This window comes from Polaromonas sp. (assembly GCF_043778355.1).
In the GTDB taxonomy this organism is placed as follows: domain Bacteria; phylum Pseudomonadota; class Gammaproteobacteria; order Burkholderiales; family Burkholderiaceae_C; genus Polaromonas.
Genome location: NZ_JAYWHI010000114.1, coordinates 1 through 17,504, shown reverse-complemented (window position 1 = coordinate 17,504; position 17,504 = coordinate 1). Strand labels below are relative to the sequence as shown.

Genomic DNA, 17,504 nt, shown 5'->3' with positions numbered 1-17,504 from the left:
CGGTGCCCAGCGCTTGCGCGAGCTGCTGGCGGTCTCCATTCCCGATCCGAAGGCGCGTGAACTGTTTATCCATCCGCCCAGCCACAAAACCCAGCCCGCGTTTTTTTCCAGCAGCCGGCCAGACACGGCCAGCCGGCCGCGCGCGGACATCAGCCAGCCGATCAGCCGAACCCACAGCGGCGGCAATGACAGCACCAGCGGCCGCAACAGCGGGCGGTCCATCCCGCTGTCCTCACCGTGGTTCACCGAGGCGCAGATCACCCACCTGGAGCGCGCGCTGAGCCAGGTCATCGGCCCCCTCGCCAAGGTGCTCGTCAAAAAACAGGTGGCGCGGCATACCGTGCTGGAAACGCTGCGCGGGGCACTGGCCAATGAGATCGACCATGCCGGCGACCGCGATAAATTTTTGGCTGCCACCCAACAACTCCCCTGACGCTACTGTTTTGATAGCTTCTTACGCTTGCTGGTTATGGTCTGGAGGCCGATTTGATGCTCAAACACCCTTGCGCGGGTCAATGAAAGTCCCGGCTGGAGGTGCCCAGCCGCCCCAGCAGCGGTGTCAGGTCTTCGAGCCGCTGCGCCACCAGGTTGCGCACCGCGCCGTAACCGGGCGCGGTGCCACTTTCCTCGCTGCGCTGCCACACACCGTACACCGCCAGCAGCCGCGCATGCAGCACTTCGGCGCGCTGGGTTTCGCGCAGGGACTTCCAGACGATCACATTGACCGGGCCGGTCTCGTCTTCGAGCGTCACAAAAATCGTGCCCTTGGCGGTTTGCGGCTGCTGGCGCACGGTGACGATGCCGCAGGCCGCCACCTCCAGCCCATCGGGCAGCGCATTCAACTGCCCGGCGCTCAGCAGCCCGCGCCGGGCCAGGCGCGGGCGCAGCAAGGCCAGCGGATGCCGCCGCAAGCTCAGGCCGGTGGACTGGTAGTCAAACAGGATGTTTTCGCCTTCGGGGGTGTCGGGCAAATGCAGCGTGGTCTCGTGGGTGGGCACGGCCTTGAGCAGACCCGGTGCGGGTTTGATGGCGGCTGCCTCCCAGACTTGCTGGCGCCGGTGACCGGCCAGCGGCAGCAAGGCGTCGGCGGCGGCCAGGGCCTTGATCTCCAGCGTGCCCAGGCGGGCGCGCGCAACGATGTCTTCGGTCGATGTGAACGGCGCTTGCGCGCGGGCGGCTTCCATGCGCCGGGCAGCAGCTTGCGGCAAGCCGGATACCAGGCGCAAGCCGAGGCGGACGGCCGGCTGGTTTTCCCGGATGCCCGGATAGAGCGGTGGGGCTTTGTTTTCAGCCGGCTCCAGCGTGCAATCCCAGTGGCTGTGCATGACGTCCACCGCCCGCACCTCGACACCGTGTTTGCGCGCGTCCTGCACCAGTTGCGAGGGCGCATAAAACCCCATCGGTTGTGCGTTGAGCATGGAGGCAAGAAAACACGCCGGCTCGTGGCACTTGAGCCAGCAGCTCACATACACCAGCTTGGCAAAACTGGCCGCATGGCTTTCAGGAAAACCGTATTCGCCGAAGCCCCGGATCTGGCTGAAAATGCGTTCTGAAAATTCAGGGTCGTAGCCTTTGTCAATCATGCGGCCCACCAGGCGGGCGTGGAAATGTTCAACCCCGCCTTTGCGTTTCCAGGCCGCCATGGAGCGGCGCAACTGATCGGCCTCATCGGCGGTGAAGTCGGCGGCAATCATGGCGATCTGCATGACCTGCTCCTGGAAAATCGGCACGCCCAGGGTGCGCCCCAGAGCTTCTTTGAGCTCGGGATAGCGGAAGGCGATCTCGCCGCCGCCGCGCACGATCTCGCGGTTTTTGAGGTAGGGGTGCACCATGCCGCCCTGGATCGGCCCCGGCCGCACGATGGCGACCTGCACCACCAGGTCGTAATAGCTGCGTGGCTGCAAACGCGGCAGCATGGACATCTGCGCGCGGCTCTCGATTTGGAACACGCCCACGGTGTCGGCCTCGCAGATCATGTCGTAAGTTTGTTCGTCCTGGACCGCAAGGGTGTGCATTTCAAGGTCGCTGCCGCGTTCCTGATTCACCAGGTCCAGGCATCGGCGAATGGCCGACAGCATGCCCAGCGCCAGCACATCCACCTTGAGCAGGCCCATGACCTCCAGATCGTGCTTCTCCCACTGAATGATGCGGCGATTTTCCATGGAGGCCGGCTGCACCGGAACAAGCCGTGTCAGCTTGCCTTGCGTCAGCACAAAACCACCCACGTGCTGGCTCAGGTGGCGCGGAAAACCAATCAGTTGCAAGGCCAGTTCCAGCCACTGCAAAACCGGGCCGGCTTGCGCCTGAAGACCGGCCTCTTGCAGTTTTTTCGCCAGCGCCTCGCTGCCGTCAAACCAGAAATGCTCTTTGGCAAACTGCTCAATGATCTCCGCCGCCATGCCCAGCGCATTGCCCACGTCGCGCAGGGCGCTGCGCGGCCGGTAGCTGATGACGGTGGCGGCAAGGGCGGCGCGGTCATGGCCGTACTTGCCGTAGATGTACTGGATGACTTCCTCGCGCCGCTGGTGCTCGAAGTCGACGTCAATGTCGGGCGGTTCACGCCGCTCGCGGCTGATGAAGCGCTCGAACAGCAGCTTGCTTTCGCCGGGGCTGACGGCCGTGACTTCGAGGCAATAACAAACCAGCGAATTGGCCGCGGAGCCGCGCCCCTGGCAAAGGATTCCCTGCTGCCGGGCAAAACGCACGATGTCGTGCACCGTGATGAAAAACATCTCGTATTCAAGCTCTTCAATCAGGGCCAGCTCTTTGTCGACCTGCGCCTGAAGATCCTCATCCATCCCACCGGGGTAACGCTTTTTCGCGCCCTCTGCCGTCAGGCGCCGCAGGCATTGCGCCGGTGTTTCAGCAGCGGGCACCATGTCTTCCTGCGGGTAGCGGTACATGGCGCGGATCTCGTCCAGACTGAAACTGCAGCGCGCTGCCACCACCAGCGTGGCGCGCAGCAGCCCGGCCGGGTAGATGTCGGCCAGGCGCATGCGCGGGCGCAGATGCGCCTCGGCATTGGCTTGCAGTTCAAAGCCGCATTCATGCACGGTCTTGCCGAGCTGGATGGCGGTCATCACGTCGTGCAGCGGTTTGCGTGAGCGCACATGCATCAGCACGTTACCGGCGGCCACCAGGCTGATGCCGGTGCGCTGCGCCACCTGCTGCAGTTGCTGCAGCCGCAGCGCATCGTCCAGACCCTGCAGCAGCTCCACGGCCAGCCAGACATGTGTGCCAAACAGGCCTCTAGCCCATATACATTGGGCGTAGAGTGCTTCCCTATTGATAGCGTCTGGCAAGGGGCACAGCAGCACTTCGCAATCAGCCAGCAGCGCAAAATCAGTCTCTCCCATCGCAACGCGGTAGCTGCCTTTGTCAATCACATCGCCGGCCTGCCGGGCTGCAGTGATGAACTCACACAGGTTGCCCCAGCCGGCGGCGTTGTGCGGCAACACCACCAGCCGACAAGGCTGGGGGGCCTGTACCAGAAACTCGGCACCCGGCAGCAGCTTGAGCCCGCATGTTTTGGCCGCCTCATGCGCACGCACCACGCCGGCGACCGAACATTCGTCGGTGATGGCCAGCGCCCGGTAGCCCAGTTCGGCCGCGCGCTCGACCAGCTCCTGCGCATGCGAGGCGCCGCGCTGAAAGCTGAAGTTGCTCAGCGCATGCAATTCCGCGTAGTCGGGAAGCCCGCAAGCCAAGGTGCCCAACATCGCGTCAGGCAAAAAAGCCGTGAAGAAACCAGGCCCGCCGCGGCCCGACCCCGGCGCTGCTCGGCGCCAGGCGTTCGCTGTAAATCCACAACAAGCCGGCCTGCTGGCTGCGGTAGATGAAGTAGTCACGGATGGCCGGCGGTTTGGCAGGCCCTCCAGGCATCAACCAGCCGCTGGCTTCGAGCCGCTGCGGGCCGGCCAGCCGCACCAGCTTGCCCTGGTACACCGGGCTGTTGCCGGACACGGCCAGCTTCACAGCTTCGGGCAGCAACCAGCTTGGGTACAGCGCCTCGGTCCTGGCGGCTGGTGTTGCTGGATTTTTCAAGCTTTTTTGGCCCCTGACCCTTATCGGACGGGCGCTGGAAGCTATCGATTTGAGAGCATTCTGGGCCGGCACCCAACGCTGCATCTGTTCGGGCCGGTGGTCGGCCACAGGCTGCCAGGCCAACACCTGCGTCTCGCCCAGGCGCGCGCTCAGGCGTTCGATCAGTTCAAGCGCACTGTCGCCCTGCTTGCGCTCGGTCATCAAGAGGCTGGCGGTGGCGGCAGCCGCATCGGCCAGCGGCTCGGTCACCAGCGACTGCAGGCTCAACGCGTGGACCGGCGCCGGCAAGCGGTGCTGCGCCAGTTGTTCGGCCAGCAGGCGCGCCACATGGCGCAGGTCCTGCGCGGGTTGGGCCGTGCGCACCTCCAGCGCGCCGGTGGGCGGCACGTCCCGGCGTTTGTCGAGGTGCCAGGTCAGCCGGAGCGCGCTTAACCCGCTTTGCCGGCCCAGCAGCCAGGCCTGCAGCCGGGTCAGCAGGCGCAGGGCGCCGGCCATCAGGGCCGGTGCGTGGGTCACCAGCGCGTCGAGCTCGATTTTTTCTTCAAAGTGTTCGGGCAACACCAGCCATGGGTACTCGTCGGCCACGCTGCCACGCGCGCGGTCCAGCGCTTGCAGCAGTTCTGCGCCGAAGCGCCGGGCCACGCCGTCGCGCGGCAGGCGCAGCAGGTCGTCCCAGGTGCGGCAACCGATGCGTTCGAGCACGCCCAGGTGCGGGCGCGCCGCGCTCAGGCTGTGCATGGGCAGCTCGGCCACGCGTTGGCGCGGCCTGGCGCCCTGCCCGGTCGTCATGCGCAGCCGCCCCATTGCTATTAAAGAAGTAGCACCTTGCGCCCGCTGGACAAGGGCCAGGCATTGATTTGACTCAAAAAATGTGAGCAGACGGCTTTCCAGTTGTTGCATCAGCCGCGCCAAGCCACCAAACAGGCGCAAACTGCCGGTCACGTCCATCAGCACGGCTTCGTCGAGCAGCGCCACGCGCGGCGTGAAGCCCAGCGCCATGCTGGCCACCGCGCGCTGCGCCTCGACCGCATCGAGCCGCCCGGCACCGGGCTCAGTGGTGATCGAGGTGTGCAATGCGATCCAGCAACGCATGGACATTCGCCTGTGGGAAAAGTGGCGTGGTTTCTTCCCGCTTGAGGCGGGCGCGCTCGCGGCTGGCCGCCAGCAGCGCTGTCAGGCGAGCCGGCCGCGTATCGAGCAGCAGCGGCGCGCTCAATGGCGGGCCGCGCCGCTTGAGCACATGCACCCGCAGATTGCCGCCCTCCTGGTTGACAGCTTCAAGCAGCAGGCGCAGCGGCGCGGGCGAGGACTCCTGCTGCGCGCGCGGGGTGCGAAACACAAACAGCAGCTTGTTGTGCGCATGTGCGGCGATCTGCAACCGGCGCAAATGTGCGCTGCGTACATCGGGCAGCCAGGCGAGCACGGCCGCCACGTCGGCGCACTGCAGCGCCTCGCGTGTGGCCCACAGCAAGGCCGGGCCGTCGCCCTGGGCGGACTGCACACACAACAGGCGCGACATGTCGAGCTGGCGCGCCCCCAGCGCCGGGCCAAAGGGCTGGCACGGCGCACCTGTCAGCACCAGCAACTGGCCCGGCAACGCCGCCTGCAGGCCGGCCAGCGCCGGCCCGACCAGTCCCCACTCGTGCTGGCCGGCTTGCGGCTGCAGCACCTCGACCAGCGCGCCCTGCGGCCAGCCGCCGCCGGGCAGCACCGCATTCAGGGCGGCGTCACCGGTGTCCAGCGCCTGCAGGCGGCTGCCGCCCAACTCGCCGGCACGCCAGACACCGGGGCCCCATGAAAGCTCCGCAGGCAAGGCGCCCGCGCCACCACCCAGGAGGCAGGATAAGCTGGGGGCGGCAGGTAAAAATGCAGACATGACAAAGGGGGCAATATACTGTTGATATGTACAGTATTACACCTTTTCAGCTGCGGCAGAAAATCATTTTTCGGAGTTCCACACCATGAAAATCGCGCTCCGGCGAGCTGGCGGCATCGCGGCCTTGTTGCTGGTTGCGGCCTGCTCCGAAGCCCCTGAGAAGGCGGCGGTCTACCCGCCGGCAGGCCTGCCGCCCCATGTCAAGCCGGGCTTCATCAACAAGGTGTGGGAGGTCAACCTGTCGACCGGTGTGGCTCCGGGCATGCTGTACGCATTTTTGTCCGACGGCACCCTGGTGATCACCTCACCCGACAGCAAGGCCGCCTTCGGCGCCTGGACGTACACAAACGGCAAGCTGACGATGATTGAGGCCTCGCAGGAGTATCCGACCGACATCCTGAATCTGAGCCATGACGAATTGCGGCTGCGTAGCCACAACCCCGGCGGCAGCATTGAAATTGTGCTGGTGCCGGCCAGGGTGGCGCCGCTGCCACCGTAGCTACAGCCGGACAGGCTACATCTGAGGGTGTCATCCCGGACTGGATCCGGGATCCATGCGCGCGAACCAACGGTACAGTGGTTCAGCATGGATGCGGGTCGGCGCCCGCAATGACAAATCGGGTCAACGGCGGTTTTGCCTGGCCCCGCACCCCTGAGCGATCAGCAACACCAGCATCAACAGCGCAATGCCGGCAAAACACAGAAACGACCAGTTGGCAATCGACAGGCCCAGAAAAGTCCAGTCGATCTTGGTGCAGTCGCCGCTGCCCTTGAAAATCATCGGGATCACGCGCTGCAGCGGAAACATCTCGATCATTCCGTAAAAATCGCGGCCGCAGGACGCTTCTTCGGGCGGATACCACTGCAACCAGCTCTGACGCGCCGCCACAAAGGCGCCGAAGCCGGCTGCCAGCAGCGTCACGGCCGAGCCCGTCAGGAGCCATGCTTTTTTATTGGCAAACGCCGTCAGGCCCGAAAAAATCGCCACCAGCATCAAGGCATAACGCTGCACGATACACATGGGGCACGGCTCCAGGCCCACCACATGCTGCAGGTACAAACCAAAAGCCAGCATGGCCACACAGCCCGCCGACACCAGCGTCAGCACGCGGCGCGGCGCGGTTTCGAAATACGTCAACAACATCACGGTCCTTCAATCTCAATATGCAATTGTCCGATGTTCGTGAGTTTAGGCGCTGATAAGTTCCCTGCCGGGAAACACCCCCAACTCGGGCAAGCCCCCTTTGGTGTGCTGAAACAAAAAATGCCGCCACGGAAAACTCCGCGCGGCATCCTGAAAAAAGCCGGACCGAAATTACTTGGCCGGCGTCACCGTCACGGTCGGTACTTCGATTTTTTTCTCTTCCACCTTCACGGTAGGAACAGCCACCGTTTTTTCGGTGGTGCCGACTGTGACGTCCGGTGTTTTGACATCGTATTTGGGCAAGGTGACGTCGCCTTCCTGGGTCTTGGTGACTTCAACTTTAGGCACAGTGATGTTGCCTTCCTGGGTTTTTTTGACATCGCAAGCGCTCAGGCCCAGTGCACTGACAGAAACAAGTGCAATAGCGAAGGTGGTTTTTAGCATGTGGGGACTCCCGTAAAAATGTTGATCTGAGAAATTAAAAGCCTGGCTCACCAGTCAAATAGTCTGTTGAGCAGTAACTTTGAGCAGATCTTCCTTGCGGATCGACGCCCGGTTTGTAGGCGTCCTCCTAAGTCCATGTGGGCAGAATCTTTTTTTTCTCACATCCCTTCCCCCGCATCCACAAAACCCATGTCGCGTTACGGCTGCGAAAGAATTTGTGCCCCGATCAGCGGATCGGCCTGGCCGCACCTTGGGGAACATAGCCTTTTCCTCCAATCAAGGGGCGGCGAATCGCCGCAGCCTCGCGAAGCGAAAAGCGTGGGGACCCGTTATTTGACGGTGTAGAGCCTGTCGAACTGGCCGCCGTCCTTGAAGTGAACCTTCTGCGCCTCGCCGAGTGAGCCGAAATAGTCCTTCACTGTGAACTGCTGGATCGGCTTGAACACGTTCGAATACTTCTTGAGCACCGCGGTCGAACGCGGACGTATCGCATGTTGCGCCGCGATCTCCTGCCCCACGTCCGAGTACAGATACGCCAGGTAAGCCTTGGCCAGTTCGCTCGTGCCCTTTTTGGCGGCGGTGCGCTCCACCACGGCCACCGGGTTCTCCGCCACGATGCTGGACGAGGGGTAGACCGCGTCGACCTTGCCTTCGCCGAACTCGCGATTGACCGAGAGCACGTCAGACTCAAAGGTGATCAGCACATCACCGGTGCTGCGCTGTAGAAAGATGGAAGTCGCATCGCGGCCGCCCTTGGCCAGGATGGGGACGTTTTTGTACAGCTTGCCGACAAACTCGGCGGCCTGCGCATCGCTGCCGCCGTTTTTTCGTACCGAGCCCCAGGCCGCCAGATAAGCCATACGGCCGTGGCCACCTGTCTTGGGGTTGACGACGACCACCTGCACGCCGGGCTTGATCAGGTCGGCCCAGTCCTTGATGCCCTTGGGGTTGCCGTTGCGCACCAGGAACACCATGGTCGAGGTGGTGGGTGACGCGTCATTCGGAAAGTGTTGGGTCCAGTCTTTGTCCACCAGACCTTGCTCGGCGAGGAAGTCGATGTCGGTGGTGGTGTTCATGGTCACCACGTCGGCGTCCAGGCCGTCGGCGACCGAACGCGCTACCCCACTGGAGCCCGCGTGCGACTGGTCAATCCGGATGTCCTTGCCGGTGGTTTTCTTGTAGTTGGCGATGAAGGCCGCGTTGTAGTCCTTGTAGAACTCGCGCGCCACGTCATGCGAACCGTTGAGCAGGGTCTGGGCGGACGCCAGGCCGCCGGTGGCCAGGGCGATGGCTGCAAAGGCGAGTTTGATTTTTGTAGTCATACAGTGTCCGGAGGAGCAGAGGGAGAGCAAAAGGAGGAAGGAGTCGCGCCAGCCGGGGACGATGAGGGACCGCACAGCCCTAGCCAATGTCAGGACCGGGGCGAGTTATTGCAGGATGGGCGTTTTGGCATGATGGCTCCCCGTGATGCAGCGTCGGAGAATGCATTTTGGGCAGCCATCGTTAAAACTCAAAAGAATATATCGTTGTTAATTTATATCGACCAACGAATATAGCCAGAACGCAGACCGCGCCTGCGCCAATTCAGGCAAAAAATTGGCCTGCAGCCCTTGCCAGTCGGGCACAAGCAGCTCCTGAATTGATAGCGTCTGTGAGGTCTGCCTACTCGGCGGCAGCCGCCACAGGGTCATAGAAAAAGCGTTCTTCGACGATCTTCTCGCCCTCCCAACGCTGGTGCGCCAGCTCGTCGATGCGCATGGTTGTGCCCGAGTGCCGGGTGAACTCAAACACCCAATGGATCACGACGAAGTCACCATCGACAAGAAACGACTCCACCGGCAAGGTGCGCATGGCGCTGCAGGCTGCCATGACGGCGCGTTCGTAAGTGACCAGGGTGTCCCGGCCACGGCGCGGCGGCTGGCTGTTTTCCTGCATGCTCGCGTCACGCGCATAAAACTGCTCGATGGCTTCGACATACTGGCCCTGTTCGACCAGGGCGATAAAGGCTTGCACGGTTTGGCGGCTTGGCATGGTCGTTGTAGTTTGTGGTTCAGCCCCAGACCACGGATCGCATGGAGATCGAGCCGAGCTGAAAGTTTGTGTTGAAAAATTGGGGCTGTTCGCCCGCGTCAACCGCGCCGGCTGCATACAGCAGCGGCAGGTAGTGTTCGTGCGTGGGATGCGCCATTTTGGCGAGTTGTCCGAGCTTGAGAAAATTCTGCAGGGCGTCCAGGTTGCCCTGCTGGATCTGGCCGCCGGCGGTCTGGTCGAACTCCAGCGCCCAGTCATACGCCTGGTGGCCGGCCGCGCCGCGCTGGGCCTGGCGCAGGTTGTGCACGATGTTGCCGCTGCCGACAATCAGCACGCCCCGCTCGCGCAACGCCTTGAGCTGCCGGGCCAGCGCATAGTGTTCCTCAGGCGCGCGGCTGTAGTCCATGCTGAGCTGCATCACTGGAATGGCCGCATCCGGAAACATCGGTTTGAGGACCGACCAGGTGCCGTGGTCCAGCCCCCATTCCGCCGTGTCCAGACCCAGCGGCGCAGAACCGCGCTGCCGGACCTGATGGCTGATGGCGCTTGCGGCTGCCGCGTCACCGGGCGCGGGGTACTGCTGGTCGAACAATTCCTGCGGAAAGCCGCCAAAGTCGTGAATGGTTTTGGGCCGGTCCATCGCCGTCAGCCACCAGCCCTCGGTCAGCCAGTGTGCGGAAATGCACAAAATCAGCTGCGGCGGCGGGTAGTCGGCGCCGAAGCGGGCGCCCAGCGCCCGCCAGCTCCGGCTGTATTCGTTGTCGCCGATGGCATTCATCGGGCTGCCATGGCCCACGAATAAAACAGGCATGCGGTCGGATTTTTTCAGTGACCCCCAGGGGTTCTGCGGCGCTGCGCCGGTGATCTCGGTCATAAATAGTCCAGTTGCACGGCAAGTTTCCAGTCAATAGCTGCAGAAGGCGAAAAAACAAGGGGCGAAAGGCGTCAGAACAAGCTGCTTTATTGGTGTTTGCCCTCCATTCATTGATAAGCGTACCTGTTATTATTTGTTGCACTGCAACATACGTCGTTGCGAAAGGTCTTCTCGCATGCTTTACCAAGTCTATGAAACCCAGCGCTCCCTGATGGAGCCCTTTGTCGACTTCGCGCAGGCCGCCGCCAAAATCTACAGCAGCCCCAGCTCGCCTTTCGGTCAGAACCCGCTGGCACAGCGCATCTCGGCCGGCTACAGCCTGATTTACCGGCTCGGCAAAGATTACGAAAAACCAGAGTTCGGTATCAGCACAGTCGACGTGGAAGGCACCAACATCGCCATCCATGAGCGGATCGAGCTCGACAAGCCTTTTTGCGAGTTGCGCCGCTTCAAGCGTTTCACCGACGACCCGGCCACGCTGACCCGGCTCAAGGGTCAGCCCACCGTGCTGATCGTGGCGCCACTGTCCGGCCACTACGCCACCTTGCTGCGCGACACCGTCAAATCCATGCTGAAAGACCACAAGGTCTACATCACCGACTGGAAAAACGCCCGCACCGTGCCGCTGTCTGATGGCTCCTTCTCGCTTGACGACTACGTCAACTATGTGCAGGAGTTCATCGGCCACTTGCAAGGCATTTACGGCAACTGCCACGTCGTCAGCGTCTGCCAGCCGACCGTGCCGGTACTGGCTGCCGTCTCACTGATGGCCAGCCGCGGCGAAACCACGCCGCTGTCCATGACCATGATGGGCGGCCCCATCGACGCGCGCAAGTCGCCGACAGCCGTCAACAACCTGGCCATGAACAAGAGCTACGAGTGGTTCGAGAGCAATGTGATTTACAAGGTGCCGGGCAACTTCCCGGGTGCCGGCCGACGCGTCTACCCCGGCTTTCTGCAGCACACCGGGTTTGTCGCCATGAACCCGAGCAACCATGCAAAAAGTCATTTCGACTACTTCAAGGACCTGCTCAAGGGCGACGGTGCCAGCACCGAAGCCCACGTCAAGTTCTATGACGAGTACAACGCCGTACTCGACATGGACGCCGAGTACTACCTGGACACCATCAAGACCGTGTTTCAGGAATTCAAGCTGGTCAACGGCACCTGGGACGTGAAGTCCATCACCGGCAAGCTTGAGCGCGTACGGCCCGAGGACATCACCACCACGGCCCACTTCACGGTGGAAGGCGAGCTCGACGACATCTCCGGTTCCGGCCAGACCGAAGCCGCACACGGCCTGTGCCACAACGTGCCCAAGGCACGCCAGAAGCACCTGGAAGTCAAAGGGGCGGGTCACTACGGCATCTTCAGCGGCCGCCGCTGGCGCGACATTGTTTATCCACAGGTCAAGGCCTTCATTCTTGAGCATAATGAGCCTGTAGCCCCTGCCGGACAAGCAAAGGCAGCTCCTAAAACAATAGCAAAACCAGCCACCCGCCGCAGCCCGGTGGCGACGCCTCGCGCGGCCGCAAAAAAATCCGCCACCAGGAAATAAGCGGCCAGCCCTAGTACTGCAATCCGAAAATATCGAAACATGAAAGCGCGTCTTCGCACCCATGGCGGCGTTGCCATCCTTGCGAAGGCGCACAGCCTTCGCTGCGGCTGGCGCCTTGCCCTGGGCACGAAGCCATCACTTTCATTTTGTTCCGCTACTTCCGGGTTGCAGTACTAGCCATCCGCCGTGGACCCGCTCGCCGACCGCATCAACGCCGCCCTGCCGCAAACCCAGTGCACGCGCTGCGGCTACCCGGACTGCGCGGCCTACGCACAGGCTATTGCCGACAGTCAGGCTGACATCAACCAGTGTCCGCCGGGCGGTGCCGAAGGCATAGGCCGGCTGGCGGCCATCACCGGCCGGCCGCAGCTGCCACTCAACCCCGTCAACGGCAGCGAAGGCCCGCGCCACCTGGCCGTCATCGACGAAGCCTGGTGCATAGGCTGCACCTTGTGCCTGGACGCCTGCCCGACCGACGCCATTGTTGGCAGCAACAAACTCATGCACACGGTGATTGAGCCGTATTGCACCGGCTGTGAACTGTGTATTCCCGTCTGTCCCGTCGACTGCATCAGCCTCGACAACGTCACCACAGAGCGCACCGGATGGGCCGCCTGGTCACCTGCCGATGCAGCCCTGGCCCGCCATCGCTATGAAATTCATAGCTTTCGGCGCACGGCGGACGTGGGCCGGAACCAGAAAAGGCTTGAAGAAAAAGCGCAAGCCGTGCTGGCCGACCTGCCGGGGCACTCCCAGCACACCGATCCCGCTGTGCTGGACCAGAAACGCGCCGTGATTGAATCCGCCCTGGCGCGTGCCCGCGCCAGGCGCGAGCCGGAAAAATAGCATTCACGGTCAGCCCAAGGTGTCGCGGATCAAAAACACCCGGAATCGATGCGCAGGACATGGCCTCAGCCGGCCACCCCTTGAAGTTTTCCAAAGGCTGCGATGACCTCGGGCGGGGCCTGCACAAGCTCAATCAGCACCCCCTCCCCCGCGATCGGGAAGGCCTCATTGGCCTTGGGGTGCAAAAAGCAGATATCGAAACCCGCCGCGCCCTGGCGGATGCCGCCAGGCGCAAAACGTACGCCCTGCCCGGTCAACCACTCGACAGCTTTCGGCAAGTCGTCGATCCACAGGCCGACGTGATTCAGCGGCGTGGTGTGTACCGCCGGCTTCTTGTCCGGATCGAGCGGCTGCATCAAATCCACCTCGACCTTGAAGGGGCCGCTGCCGATGGCGCAAATGTCCTCGTCGACGTTTTCACGCTCGCTGCGGAAGGTGCCCGTGACTTCCAGGCCCAGCATCTCGACCCAGAGTTTTTGCAGGCGCTGTTTGTCGGTGCCGCCGATGGCGATTTGCTGGATGCCCAGGACTTTGAAGGGCCTGCCCTGCGCCTGTTGAAGGAACTGGCTCATGCCGGGGTGACCGGCCGACGGCCAGAGAGGTAGCTCACACCCTGGGGGCCTGCCGCCTCCAGGTGGGGCGTGCCCGCCGGCAAGCGGAACACATCACCCACCCCGTAGCGTGTGGACACGCCATCGACCACCAGCGTGATATCGCCTGCAGTGACGAATACGCAGGCGTCAAAGGGGTGCTGATGCTCGCCCATGGCGTAACCGACAGGGCGGTCGATGGCAATGGCCGCCTCGAAACGGTTGGCCTTGAGTTCGTCGTGAAATTCCTGGGTAGTCATGGTGCGTTTCCTGTTCTAGACAAATTCCACAATCGGCTGATCAACGCTGAGCGACTCGCCCTTGGTCGCCAGCACCTTGCCCACCACGCCGTCGGCAGTCGCAAACAGCACATTTTCCATCTTCATGGCCTCGATCACCGCCACACGCTCACCCGCCTGCACCTTCTGGCCGGGCTGAACTGCCACCTCGACCAGCAGGCCAGGCATGGGCGAGAGCACAAAACGGCTCATGTCGGGCGGCGCCTTGTAGGGCATCAGCGCATGCAGCGTGGCAGCGCGCGGCGACAACACCAGCGCATCCAGCCGCGTGCCATCGTGGGCAATGCGAATCGCCAGCGGGTTGCGGCCGACGCCGCGTTCGACCTGCGCAGCAAACGGCTGGCCATTGACCGTGCCACGGATGCGGGCGCCGCCCAGGTGCCAGTTGCTACATATTTCATAGCTTCCCGCGCCCGTGTCTATTCGGCTGGAGCCCGATTGGGCTTGATAATCGCGCACCATGACGGCCTGTGAGGTGTTGTTGCCGGCTGCACCCAGCCCAACCACCACAAACTCTTCTCCGACCGTGACACCGTGTCCCGGCATCTGCCCGCTGATGCCCGCAGCGCGGCCCAACATGCGCCGATTCACATAGGCCGCGAGCGCCACCAGAAAATCTGGATCAGCGTGCGGTACGTCTTCGGCGTGGAAGCCCTGCGCATAGTTCTCGGCAATAAAGCCGGTGTTGAAGTCACCAGCGACAAATTTTGGGTGCGCCAGCAAAGCCGCCTGGAAAGGAATGTTGCTGCTGATGCCACGAATCACAAAGGCATTGAGGGCCTCGCGCATCTTGGCAATGGCCTCGTTTCTGTCTTTGCCGTGCACGATGAGCTTGGCAATCATCGAGTCGTAAAACATCGGTATCTCGCCGCCGTCCTGCACACCGGTGTCGACCCGCACGCCGTTCAGCTGCGCGGTGTCTGAGGCAAACATCGTCTCTTTCGGCGGCTGAAAACGCACCAGCCGGCCGGTGGAGGGCAAAAAGCTGCGAAACGGGTCTTCCGCATTGATGCGGCATTCCATCGCCCAGCCATTGCGCTGCACGTCTTTCTGCGCCAGCGGCAGCTTCTCGCCAGCCGCCACGCGAATCATCAGCTCGACCAGGTCCAGGCCGGTGATGCATTCGGTCACGGGGTGCTCCACCTGCAGCCGGGTGTTCATCTCGAGGAAATAAAAGCTCTGGTCCTTGCCGACGACAAACTCCACCGTGCCAGCGCTTTCGTACTTGACGGCCTTGGCCAGCGCCACCGCCTGCTCACCCATGGCTTTGCGCGTGGCGTCGCTGATAAACGGACTTGGCGCTTCCTCAATCACTTTCTGGTGTCGGCGCTGGATCGAACATTCACGCTCGTTGAGGTAAATCACATTGCCTTGGCTGTCGCCGATCAGCTGAATCTCGATGTGGCGCGGCTCCTCGACAAACTTTTCGATGAAAACCCGGTCATCACCAAAACTGTTGCGTGCCTCGTTGCGGCAGGAGGTGAAACCCTCGAAGGCCTCCTTGTCATTGAAGGCCACGCGCAGGCCCTTGCCGCCGCCGCCGGCCGAGGCCTTGATCATCACCGGGTAACCGATGCCCTTTGCAATCTCGACCGCCTTCTCCGGCGTTTCAATCGCGTCGTTAACGCCGGGAATGCAGTTCACGCCCGCCGCACCGGCCAGTTTTTTGGATTCGATCTTGTCGCCCATGGCGGCAATCGAATAATGTTTGGGGCCGATGAAAACAATGCCCTCCTCCTCGACCCGTTTGGCAAAACCCGCGTTTTCGCTGAGGAAGCCGTAGCCGGGATGCACCGCCTGCGCGCCGGTCTGCTTGCAGGCGGCAATGATCTTGTCGGCCTGCAAATAGCTGTCGCGGCTGGGCGCCGGACCGATGTTGACGGCTTCGTCAGCCAGTTCGACATGGCGCGCGTCCTTGTCGGCATCGGAATACACCGCCACGGTTTGGATGCCCATCTTGCGGGCGGTGAGGATGACGCGGCAGGCGATTTCACCTCGATTGGCGATGAGTATTTTGGTAAACATTTTTTCCTCAGATCTTGTCATGCCGAACTGGATCCGGCATCCAGGTTGTTGGCAGTTGCATTCAAGTAGTCATCGTGAGATGGATTGCGGGTCAAGCCCGCAATGACAGATCACAGCGGAATGTTCCCGTGTTTGCGCCACGGGTTCTCGAGCTTCTTGTCTTTCAGCATCACCAGCGAGCGGCAGATGCGTTTGCGGGTCTCATGCGGCAGGATCACATCGTCGATGAAGCCGCGCGCGCCGGCGACAAAGGGGTTGGCAAACCGCGCCTTGTACTCGGCTTCTTTGGCGGCCAGTTTGGCCGGGTCGCCCTTGTCTTCGCGGAAGATGATCTCGACCGCGCCCTTGGCACCCATGACCGCGATCTCGGCGTTCGGCCAGGCGAAGTTGACGTCGCCGCGCAGGTGTTTGGAACTCATCACGTCATAAGCGCCGCCGTAGGCCTTGCGCGTGATCACGGTGATTTTCGGCACGGTGCATTCAGCATACGCGTAAAGCAGCTTGGCACCGTGTTTGATGATGCCGCCGTACTCCTGGCTGGTGCCGGGCATGAAGCCGGGCACATCCACAAAGGTAATGACCGGGATGTTGAACGCATCACAAAAACGCACAAACCGCGCGGCCTTGATCGAACTCTTGATGTCCAGGCAGCCGGCCAGCACCAGTGGCTGGTTCGCAACGATACCCACGGTCTGGCCTTCCATGCGCGCAAAACCGATGATGATGTTCTTCGCATACTCGGGCTGCAGCTCGAAGAAGTCACCGTCGTCGACCGTCTTGGTGATCAGCTCCTTCATGTCATAAGGTTTGTTCGGGTTCTCGGGCACCAGGGTGTCCAGGCTCAGGTCCATGCGGCCGGCCGGGTCGGCGCTGGGGCCTGACATACGAACAGGCGCTTTTTCGCGGTTGTTCAGCGGCAGGTAGTTGTAAAGCCGGCGCAGCATCAAGAGCGCCTCCACATCGTTTTCAAAGGCCAGGTCGGCGACACCGCTGCGGGTGGTGTGGGTGGTGGCGCCGCCGAGTTCCTCGGCGGTCACTTCTTCATGCGTCACGGTTTTCACAACTTCGGGGCCGGTGACAAACATGTAGCTGCTGTCCTTGACCATGAAGATGAAGTCGGTCATGGCCGGCGAATACACGGCGCCGCCGGCACACGGGCCCATGACCATGCTGATCTGCGGCACCACCCCGCTGGCCATGACATTGCGCTGGAACACGTCGGCATACCCACCGAGCGAGGCCACGCCTTCCTGGATGCGGGCGCCGCCGGAGTCGTTGAGGCCAATCACCGGCGCGCCGACCTTCATGGCCTGGTCCATCACCTTGCAGATTTTCTCGGCATGGGCCTCGCTGAGCGCACCGCCGAAGACGGTGAAATCCTGGCTGAAAACAAACACCAGGCGGCCATTGATCATGCCGTAGCCGGTGACCACGCCGTCGCCCGGCGGCCGGTTGTCAGCCATGCCGAAATCGGTGCAGCGGTGTTCGACAAACATGTCCCATTCTTCAAAGGTGCCTTCGTCGAGCAGCAGCTCCAGCCGTTCGCGCGCCGTCAGTTTGCCCTTGCCGTGCTGCGCGTCAATGCGCTTTTGGCCACCGCCGAGTCGGGCAGCGGCGCGTTTTTGTTCTAGCTTTTCGAGAATGTCTTGCATAATTAGTTTCTGTAAATTGCTATTTATTGAGGAGCTGCTTGCGCCCGAGTTGATTGGGCTACGAGCAGATTTCGTGCTGCTGTAGAGGCTGGAACCTGCCCAGTGGCAACTTGGGCCAGCA

Annotated in this window: 16 protein-coding genes; 4 read left to right on the top strand and 12 right to left on the bottom strand. The window is 62.3% G+C overall.

Annotated elements, in window-relative coordinates:
* Positions 1-433: hypothetical protein (locus ACH2CW_RS16675; protein WP_395060179.1), on the top strand; the 433-nt coding region annotated here is incomplete at its 5' end.
* A gap of 79 nt (positions 434-512) precedes the next feature.
* On the opposite strand, the gene ACH2CW_RS16670 is transcribed toward ACH2CW_RS16675, so the two are convergent.
* Genes ACH2CW_RS16670 through imuA form a run of 3 tightly spaced genes read right to left on the bottom strand, consistent with a single transcriptional unit; the run spans position 513 to position 5,857 of the window.
* Positions 513-3,719 carry an error-prone DNA polymerase gene (locus ACH2CW_RS16670; protein WP_395060177.1) on the bottom strand — a complete coding sequence of 1,069 codons (3,207 nt, stop codon included), beginning with the start codon at positions 3,717-3,719 and terminating at the stop codon, positions 513-515.
* 4 nt (positions 3,720-3,723) lie between these two features.
* Positions 3,724-5,136 carry a Y-family DNA polymerase gene (locus ACH2CW_RS16665; protein ID WP_395060175.1) on the bottom strand — a complete coding sequence of 471 codons (1,413 nt, stop codon included), beginning with the start codon at positions 5,134-5,136 and terminating at the stop codon, positions 3,724-3,726.
* On the bottom strand, positions 5,096-5,857 hold the full coding sequence (gene imuA, locus ACH2CW_RS16660; protein WP_395060173.1) for a translesion DNA synthesis-associated protein ImuA: 762 nt from the start codon (positions 5,855-5,857) through the stop codon (positions 5,096-5,098). Before imuA ends, ACH2CW_RS16665 begins: the two co-directional genes overlap by 41 nt.
* Positions 5,858-6,005: 148 nt before the next feature.
* Here imuA and ACH2CW_RS16655 point away from each other — a divergent pair, with 148 nt between their 5' ends.
* Positions 6,006-6,419 carry a hypothetical protein gene (locus ACH2CW_RS16655; RefSeq protein WP_395060171.1) on the top strand — a complete coding sequence of 138 codons (414 nt, stop codon included), beginning with the start codon at positions 6,006-6,008 and terminating at the stop codon, positions 6,417-6,419.
* 123 nt (positions 6,420-6,542) lie between these two features.
* Here ACH2CW_RS16655 and ACH2CW_RS16650 read toward each other — a convergent pair whose 3' ends face one another.
* From ACH2CW_RS16650 to ygiD, 5 genes are all read right to left on the bottom strand, one after another.
* Complete coding sequence (locus tag ACH2CW_RS16650) at positions 6,543-7,064, bottom strand: disulfide bond formation protein B (protein WP_395060169.1); 522 nt, start codon at positions 7,062-7,064, stop codon at positions 6,543-6,545.
* A gap of 171 nt (positions 7,065-7,235) precedes the next feature.
* Positions 7,236-7,508, bottom strand: coding sequence for a hypothetical protein (locus tag ACH2CW_RS16645; RefSeq protein WP_395060167.1), 273 nt, complete (start codon positions 7,506-7,508; stop codon positions 7,236-7,238).
* Between the two features lie 329 nt (positions 7,509-7,837).
* On the bottom strand, positions 7,838-8,830 hold the full coding sequence (locus ACH2CW_RS16640) for a sulfate ABC transporter substrate-binding protein (protein ID WP_395060165.1): 993 nt from the start codon (positions 8,828-8,830) through the stop codon (positions 7,838-7,840).
* Positions 8,831-9,170: 340 nt separating this feature from the next.
* Positions 9,171-9,539, bottom strand: a complete 369-nt coding sequence (locus ACH2CW_RS16635) for a nuclear transport factor 2 family protein (RefSeq protein ID WP_395060164.1) — start codon at positions 9,537-9,539, stop codon at positions 9,171-9,173.
* Between the two features lie 19 nt (positions 9,540-9,558).
* On the bottom strand, positions 9,559-10,413 hold the full coding sequence (gene ygiD, locus ACH2CW_RS16630) for a 4,5-DOPA dioxygenase extradiol (protein WP_395060162.1): 855 nt from the start codon (positions 10,411-10,413) through the stop codon (positions 9,559-9,561).
* 175 nt (positions 10,414-10,588) lie between these two features.
* Between ygiD and ACH2CW_RS16625 the strand changes: the two genes are divergently transcribed.
* The gene (locus tag ACH2CW_RS16625; protein ID WP_395060160.1) at positions 10,589-11,971 is read left to right on the top strand and encodes a polyhydroxyalkanoate depolymerase; all 1,383 of its coding nucleotides are present in this window, start codon (positions 10,589-10,591) and stop codon (positions 11,969-11,971) included.
* A 186-nt stretch (positions 11,972-12,157) separates the two neighbouring features.
* Positions 12,158-12,817, top strand: a complete 660-nt coding sequence (gene rsxB, locus ACH2CW_RS16620) for an electron transport complex subunit RsxB (RefSeq protein WP_395060158.1) — start codon at positions 12,158-12,160, stop codon at positions 12,815-12,817.
* A gap of 65 nt (positions 12,818-12,882) precedes the next feature.
* Here the strand turns inward: rsxB and ACH2CW_RS16615 are convergent, their stop codons facing one another.
* From ACH2CW_RS16615 to ACH2CW_RS16600, 4 genes are all read right to left on the bottom strand, one after another.
* Entirely contained in the window at positions 12,883-13,389 is a 507-nt protein-coding gene (locus ACH2CW_RS16615; protein WP_395060156.1) for a VOC family protein, read from the bottom strand.
* Positions 13,386-13,667 (bottom strand): cupin domain-containing protein, encoded by a 282-nt coding sequence (locus tag ACH2CW_RS16610; protein WP_395060154.1) that lies wholly within the window; start codon positions 13,665-13,667, stop codon positions 13,386-13,388. The genes ACH2CW_RS16615 and ACH2CW_RS16610 overlap by 4 nt, the downstream gene beginning before the upstream one ends.
* Positions 13,668-13,682: 15 nt before the next feature.
* On the bottom strand, positions 13,683-15,731 hold the full coding sequence (locus ACH2CW_RS16605; RefSeq protein WP_395060152.1) for an acetyl-CoA carboxylase biotin carboxylase subunit: 2,049 nt from the start codon (positions 15,729-15,731) through the stop codon (positions 13,683-13,685).
* A 110-nt stretch (positions 15,732-15,841) separates the two neighbouring features.
* On the bottom strand, positions 15,842-17,383 hold the full coding sequence (locus ACH2CW_RS16600) for an acyl-CoA carboxylase subunit beta (protein WP_395060150.1): 1,542 nt from the start codon (positions 17,381-17,383) through the stop codon (positions 15,842-15,844).
* Positions 17,384-17,504: the final 121 nt, after the last annotated feature.

What these genes read in the sequence shown, in the direction of transcription:
- ACH2CW_RS16635 (WP_395060164.1), bottom strand. Translation starts at nt 9,539, where the DNA reads ATGCCAAGCCGCCAAACCGTGCAAGCCTTTATCGCCCTGGTCGAACAG.
- ACH2CW_RS16645 (WP_395060167.1), bottom strand. Translation starts at nt 7,508, where the DNA reads ATGCTAAAAACCACCTTCGCTATTGCACTTGTTTCTGTCAGTGCACTG.
- ACH2CW_RS16655 (WP_395060171.1), top strand. Translation starts at nt 6,006, where the DNA reads ATGAAAATCGCGCTCCGGCGAGCTGGCGGCATCGCGGCCTTGTTGCTG.
- ACH2CW_RS16605 (WP_395060152.1), bottom strand. Translation starts at nt 15,731, where the DNA reads ATGTTTACCAAAATACTCATCGCCAATCGAGGTGAAATCGCCTGCCGC.
- ACH2CW_RS16615 (WP_395060156.1), bottom strand. Translation starts at nt 13,389, where the DNA reads ATGAGCCAGTTCCTTCAACAGGCGCAGGGCAGGCCCTTCAAAGTCCTG.
- ACH2CW_RS16625 (WP_395060160.1), top strand. Translation starts at nt 10,589, where the DNA reads ATGCTTTACCAAGTCTATGAAACCCAGCGCTCCCTGATGGAGCCCTTT.
- ACH2CW_RS16640 (WP_395060165.1), bottom strand. Translation starts at nt 8,830, where the DNA reads ATGACTACAAAAATCAAACTCGCCTTTGCAGCCATCGCCCTGGCCACC.
- ACH2CW_RS16650 (WP_395060169.1), bottom strand. Translation starts at nt 7,064, where the DNA reads ATGTTGTTGACGTATTTCGAAACCGCGCCGCGCCGCGTGCTGACGCTG.
- ACH2CW_RS16665 (WP_395060175.1), bottom strand. Translation starts at nt 5,136, where the DNA reads ATGCGTTGCTGGATCGCATTGCACACCTCGATCACCACTGAGCCCGGT.
- ACH2CW_RS16600 (WP_395060150.1), bottom strand. Translation starts at nt 17,383, where the DNA reads ATGCAAGACATTCTCGAAAAGCTAGAACAAAAACGCGCCGCTGCCCGA.
- ygiD (WP_395060162.1), bottom strand. Translation starts at nt 10,413, where the DNA reads ATGACCGAGATCACCGGCGCAGCGCCGCAGAACCCCTGGGGGTCACTG.
- ACH2CW_RS16610 (WP_395060154.1), bottom strand. Translation starts at nt 13,667, where the DNA reads ATGACTACCCAGGAATTTCACGACGAACTCAAGGCCAACCGTTTCGAG.
- ACH2CW_RS16670 (WP_395060177.1), bottom strand. Translation starts at nt 3,719, where the DNA reads ATGTTGGGCACCTTGGCTTGCGGGCTTCCCGACTACGCGGAATTGCAT.